Genomic DNA, 4,141 nt, shown 5'->3' with positions numbered 1-4,141 from the left:
GTTTCAATCCTTGTTTTAATGGAAGTTGGTCGCTAACACCATTTTGTTTTTAACCCTTTTGATCTCAAATAATTCCCTGTTTTTTACTCGGTCTATTTTGAGCCTATTTATCCCCTTTAAAGCGTAAACTTTACCCATTTCTCACCCCCTTTTACATCCTTTTTGCTCTTCTAATTTCTGAGATACCACATAGTTACAAATTTTCACTGTTCACACACAAATATTCTGATAACAACAGTCAACGCATCTATTAGCATACGAAGTCTTCTTTGGATAGTAACCTAACATTATCACCTTGAAGATTTCATCAATTACTTTATTAGTATATTCAAAATCATCTGATTTGTAAAGTATTTTTTTTAAGGTATTACCGCTTCGCACATAACAGATATAACCTTCGTTTACTGGCTTCTGATATATCTCTTTTATCAACATCGCATAAATTACCGATTGAATCTTATGTGTCTTGAACAGGAAATCATTAAATTCGGTATATTTATAATCAAGTGGCGACATACTTCCATCAGTTAGAGTCAATACTTCATCCACAATCCCACGCACCCGAAGTCTTGGTGAGGCTAAATAAACCAATATCTCTTTGCCAATACATCCTATCCTTTTACGCAAGTATTCTCTGTTTTCTTGCTCTCTCCTTGAATGTAGTTCCCTGCCCTTTAACACCTTATATCTTTTTTCCTCATGTTGAGGTATCTTTAAGCAATTCATAAAATAGGTAAATCGAGGGCAAAAAAGATGTTCGATTACCTCAGATGGGGTTATCATTGGTGTAGATTCGGTATCCATAATATAAACCTCGGTGTCGGTGTCAGTGTCAGTGTCGGTATCGGTGTCGGTGTCAGTGTCGGTGATGGGGATCAATGTCAGTCAAGGATTCTACCAGCCTTGTCAGCATTTTACTAATACTTTCAGCCTTTCCGCGAAGATGATGGTAGGTGTCCTCACTAATATATCCCAAATCATGAGATAACATAAGTTGATATTTCAATTCACCAACAGAGCCACGTGCTATACCGACAAATTGTCTGTATTCCTTTGTATTAAGTCTATGACTACCCTCCATTAAGTTCATAGGTATAGACATTGAGGATCTCCTAATTTGTGAAATCAAACCATACCTTTCATACTCTGGAAAATTATTTGTAAGACTATAAATCTCTAAGGTTACTTCATGTGCCAACCTAAATACATCAAGATCTTCAACACTTTTCATCTCTCCTTTACCTCCTTTCTTCCTGACACCAACACTGCCACCGACACCGACACTGTTTAAAAAAATTTTGCCAGAAGTTCTCCTGAGATAAGCTTCTTATCAAAGGACTGTCCCAATAGTTTGACCTTTTTGAAATCCTCATTACACATAGGGAAGAGGTAGATAGAATCCTCTTTGTCATCAATCAAATCCTCACACATAATTTTTAATTCATCCAGCTGATTTCTATTCAACTTACCCACAAAGGCTGATTTCTGAACCCGGTAAAGCCCTTTGTCTTTACAAGCCTTAGCAATGCGGTTACGCTTCTTATCTTCAACAATATCATAGATTACCCAGAGTAAGGTTTCATTATCTGCCATTATGCTTCTCCTGAAAGTGGGAAGTAGAGAGTAGAAAGTAGAAAGTAAAGAAAACAAGCCTTTTCCCTCTCTCTACTACCTCCTATTTCTGTGAATCACAGGATTATGGCTATTTTCCCTTTATCAATTCGTTGGCTATCCGGTGGCATTCAAATTGGATAATGTTTTCACGCTTGATATTCCTGCCTCCATATCGGATAGACTCATCCAGAAAGGCACTAAATTCCCCAATCAGCAAAGTCTTCCCTTCTTTATTCAATGTAAAGCCGTTTTTTAGTTTATCAAAACAACCCTCTTTTACCTTCCTTGCGGCAAAAAGGTTTATTACCGTTTCATCAGCCCATATTCGAAAAAGCTCTATTAAATCAAAGACTAATGACTTCTTGTTATAATTATCGGTATGGATAATCCCTACATAAGGGTCAAGCCCAGCGATGATACAGGCTTTTTCTACTTTTCCGTAGAGAATACCGTAGGCATAGTTTAAGAGGGCGTTGAATTCATCCTGAGCTGGGTTTCTACTGCGACCGTTAAACTTATAGCGTTCAGGGACAAGAAAACTTAGACACTCAAAGTATATCCTGCCACCACTACCTTCTATGCCCATAATTGTCCCGCGTCTTTCTTCAATTGTCCCTGAAATGGTCTCCAATGTCTTTTGGCAATTCACCAATTTCTCAATGTAGCTGGTGATCTCTGCTGATTTCTGTGTTCGTGTGTTCCTGAGTCTTTTAAGTAGGTCTATCTGATTTTCAAACTTCTTTTTAACCCAGGAAAGGGCAAGGGATAGTCCCTCTTCGACCTCAGCAATCTCAATCTGTCTTCTTCGGATTAAGGTGGTGCTGCCCAGCTTACTGTGCCATACCCTACCGTAAGGGTCACCAAATTCATCAAGGAAAACAATGTCAATATTGTTGTCCATTGCCAGTTTAATGGCATCGGTAGTGATATAAGCGGCGGTGGCAATGAGGATAGACGAGACCTTTTTAACCGAGACCTCAAAGGTCTGGTCATCCCTTTTGACCTTAAAGCAATCACCGTTTTTTTGGAGATAAGAACCGTAGGTATTGATGACTAATTGCATTTTATTTTCTCGCAAAGACGCAAAGACCGCAAAGATTATAATCTATTTACAATCCGGGTAATACCATTTTTAATCAATTTTTGTCCCTTTGCGCCTTTGCGAGAGATTTATTCTACTCGCTTTACTGTTCCAAACCCACGCGAGACGGATTTACCAATGCCCCAGTAGTCAGGAATCTCAAAGTTGACGGAAAAATCTCCTAAGAATCCGAGCATAGGCGTGCCTTAAATTCCAAGAAGATGTTTAATGGCAGAGAGGAAGGTCTTACCCTCCTCTATCTTAAGTGATGCTGTTGGTTCTACAATTTCTTCCTGAATATCATAATCAGCAATTTCTCTAATCTTTCTTGCATTTATCAACATCCTGTGATACTTAGAATCAATCCTGCCCGGCTTTGCAAAATAATATCCCAAAGCTGACTCAACTGCAGAATGCTTTACCACATCAATCCCTTCAGATTTCAAGAGAGCCTGTGCGGCATAAAACATAGAGTAATAGATTTTACTGGCCGCATCTGATGGATAACCGTCTTTGATTAATTCTTCAGCTACCTCAATTGCGTGTTCTGATTTCTCAATAAGCCTTTTTACTTGCTCTGTCATATAGGAACCCCCTCTTTCTCAACATATTGATAGAAAGAAAATCCTTTTTTAAGTGCATTGTAAAAACAAGATTCCTCAAATACTTTAAGGGATATGATAGGTTTGAAGTCATAATCCCACATAACCTGATAGGCAATATCCTCCAGTTCCTTTTCAATCTCAGGGGTTTTCTCATCTACCAACGCCAATAGGTCAAGGTCTGAGTCTTCTTTTGCCTTTCCTTCAACCCTTGAACCAAACACAATCAGTCGCCTAATATGTTGTGAAATCTCATGGGAAATACCTCTTTTAAAATCTAATATCAATGACTTATCCCTTTCATTCATATCCTTATTCTCCTTTTTCTTCAAAGTTGGAGTGCAAGACCTGTTCCACCAGCTAAGTAAAAATCATTGAGTTTGGATGAAATATTAGTAATTAACTCAATGCTGTTTTTCGGGCAATACATTTTCAAACATGTTATCTCCTCTTTCGGGATATTGAAATAAACCGCCCAGAACTTTGCAGTTTGAGGCATCAATCCCCGTCTTTTTTTAATAACCTCAATAAGTTTTTCATCCGGGTAGATAGTTCTTAATATTTTAATGCCCTTCTCATCACCAAAGTCTAGTACTCGGCTAATAATATAACCTGCGTTTTTCTCAATGTCTATGTCCTGTGTATCCCAGAATAGAATTGGATTAAAGATTGCCTTTGGATTAGTTTCCTTCATTCGTTTTTTCATTCACCTCTTTCCTCTTTGTCTGTTTTCTGCCTTACCATTGTTCCAAACCCGCGTGACACTGATTTGCCAATGCCCCAGTAGTCAGGAATCTCAAAGTTGACTAAAAAATCTCCCAAAAACCCAAGCATCGGCGTGCCT

The 4,141-nt window shown here is 38.4% G+C and carries 9 protein-coding genes and 1 pseudogene; all 10 read right to left on the bottom strand.

Annotated features, from left to right (window positions below):
• Nucleotides 1-15: 15 nt before the first annotated feature.
• Nucleotides 16-138: a hypothetical protein gene (locus AB1422_17505; protein ID MEW6621100.1), complete on the bottom strand. Its 123-nt coding sequence runs from the start codon at nt 136-138 to the stop codon at nt 16-18.
• Between the two features lie 72 nt (nt 139-210).
• Nucleotides 211-804 (bottom strand): CRISPR-associated protein Cas4, encoded by a 594-nt coding sequence (gene cas4, locus AB1422_17500; GenBank protein ID MEW6621099.1) that lies wholly within the window; start codon nt 802-804, stop codon nt 211-213.
• 52 nt (nt 805-856) lie between these two features.
• Nucleotides 857-1,231: a four helix bundle protein gene (locus AB1422_17495; protein ID MEW6621098.1), complete on the bottom strand. Its 375-nt coding sequence runs from the start codon at nt 1,229-1,231 to the stop codon at nt 857-859.
• A gap of 56 nt (nt 1,232-1,287) precedes the next feature.
• On the bottom strand, nt 1,288-1,593 hold the full coding sequence (gene cas2 / locus AB1422_17490) for a CRISPR-associated endonuclease Cas2 (protein MEW6621097.1): 306 nt from the start codon (nt 1,591-1,593) through the stop codon (nt 1,288-1,290).
• 109 nt (nt 1,594-1,702) lie between these two features.
• The gene (gene cas1, locus AB1422_17485; protein ID MEW6621096.1) at nt 1,703-2,677 is read right to left on the bottom strand and encodes a CRISPR-associated endonuclease Cas1; all 975 of its coding nucleotides are present in this window, start codon (nt 2,675-2,677) and stop codon (nt 1,703-1,705) included.
• A 107-nt stretch (nt 2,678-2,784) separates the two neighbouring features.
• Nucleotides 2,785-2,892, bottom strand: a pseudogene (locus AB1422_17480) (CRISPR-associated endonuclease Cas6).
• A gap of 9 nt (nt 2,893-2,901) precedes the next feature.
• Entirely contained in the window at nt 2,902-3,279 is a 378-nt protein-coding gene (locus AB1422_17475) for a HEPN domain-containing protein (protein MEW6621095.1), read from the bottom strand.
• A complete protein-coding gene (locus AB1422_17470; protein ID MEW6621094.1) occupies nt 3,276-3,605 on the bottom strand; it encodes a nucleotidyltransferase domain-containing protein in 330 nt (109 codons plus the stop codon). The genes AB1422_17475 and AB1422_17470 overlap by 4 nt, the downstream gene beginning before the upstream one ends.
• Before the next feature lie 20 nt (nt 3,606-3,625).
• Nucleotides 3,626-4,003: a hypothetical protein gene (locus tag AB1422_17465; GenBank protein ID MEW6621093.1), complete on the bottom strand. Its 378-nt coding sequence runs from the start codon at nt 4,001-4,003 to the stop codon at nt 3,626-3,628.
• The coding region (locus tag AB1422_17460; GenBank protein MEW6621092.1) for a CRISPR-associated endonuclease Cas6 at nt 4,000-4,141 on the bottom strand (142 nt) is incomplete at its 5' end. The genes AB1422_17460 and AB1422_17465, both read right to left, overlap by 4 nt.

The sequence above is a fragment of the bacterium genome (assembly GCA_040757115.1).
GTDB lineage: Bacteria > UBA9089 > CG2-30-40-21 > CG2-30-40-21 > SBAY01 > JBFLXS01.
The sequence above is the reverse complement of the archived record's forward strand: the minus strand, read 5'-3'. Positions and strand labels throughout refer to the sequence as shown.

Coding starts and splice junctions, on each gene's coding strand:
- cas1 (MEW6621096.1), bottom strand. CDS start 2,677: ATGCAATTAGTCATCAATACCTACGGTTCTTATCTCCAAAAAAACGGT.
- AB1422_17470 (MEW6621094.1), bottom strand. CDS start 3,605: ATGAATGAAAGGGATAAGTCATTGATATTAGATTTTAAAAGAGGTATT.
- AB1422_17495 (MEW6621098.1), bottom strand. CDS start 1,231: ATGAAAAGTGTTGAAGATCTTGATGTATTTAGGTTGGCACATGAAGTA.
- AB1422_17505 (MEW6621100.1), bottom strand. CDS start 138: ATGGGTAAAGTTTACGCTTTAAAGGGGATAAATAGGCTCAAAATAGAC.
- cas2 (MEW6621097.1), bottom strand. CDS start 1,593: ATGGCAGATAATGAAACCTTACTCTGGGTAATCTATGATATTGTTGAA.
- AB1422_17475 (MEW6621095.1), bottom strand. CDS start 3,279: ATGACAGAGCAAGTAAAAAGGCTTATTGAGAAATCAGAACACGCAATT.
- AB1422_17465 (MEW6621093.1), bottom strand. CDS start 4,003: ATGAAAAAACGAATGAAGGAAACTAATCCAAAGGCAATCTTTAATCCA.
- cas4 (MEW6621099.1), bottom strand. CDS start 804: ATGGATACCGAATCTACACCAATGATAACCCCATCTGAGGTAATCGAA.